Source organism: Pseudoflavonifractor sp. An176 (assembly GCF_002160435.1).
GTDB lineage: Bacteria > Bacillota > Clostridia > Oscillospirales > Oscillospiraceae > Enterenecus > Enterenecus faecium.
In genome coordinates this window covers 1-576 of the sequence record NZ_NFKO01000071.1, presented here as the reverse complement: position 1 = coordinate 576, position 576 = coordinate 1, and the positions used below count along the sequence as shown (strand labels likewise).

1 protein-coding gene and 1 pseudogene are annotated in these 576 nt (G+C 49.3%); both read right to left on the bottom strand.

What is annotated here, in order from left to right:
- Positions 1–187 (bottom strand): annotated as a pseudogene (locus B5F12_RS12085) (hypothetical protein); the annotation flags it as partial.
- On the bottom strand, positions 184–576 hold a 393-nt coding region (locus B5F12_RS11615; protein WP_204221612.1), incomplete at its 5' end, for a helix-turn-helix domain-containing protein. The gene B5F12_RS11615 and the pseudogene B5F12_RS12085, both read right to left, overlap by 4 nt.

Here is a 576-nt window from a genome sequence, read left to right as displayed (position 1 = left end):
CTAAGTGAATTTTCTCAATGGTGTCGGCCAACTGCTCATTCTCCGCAGCTCTGTGGCTACGCTTGCCAGTAGCCCATTTGTGGTACGCAGACCGAGCCACGTGGAGCAGTTTACACGCCACCTCAATGGGGTACCCCTGATTTTCATGGCACTCCTGAATGGCTTTATAAGTACGACGCTGCCTCACTTCTTCCAGTCCTCTCTCCTCTCGATCTCGTCCAATTTTTTTAGCAGTGCATTCTCCATTTCCGCCAGATATAGCTTGTGCTTGAGTTGCTCAATTTCGATTTGGGCTTTCTCAAGTTCGGTGCGAGGAGTTTGGTCTTTCTTCCGGCGGCCCCGCCGATCCTCCAATCCTGCTTCTCCCATCTGTTCAAACCGAAGAGTCCAACTCCGAACCTGTTGATAGCTAACCTGGTATTTCAAGGCCATTTCTCCGTAATTCTTTCCACTGGCAATGCAATCCCTAACAATTTGGATACGCTCTTCCTGCGTGGTTTCCCGTCCTTGCTTCATGTAGCTTCCTCCTCCTGAGTGTTTTACGGAGTTGAAATCTCCATGAGCATTATACACCTT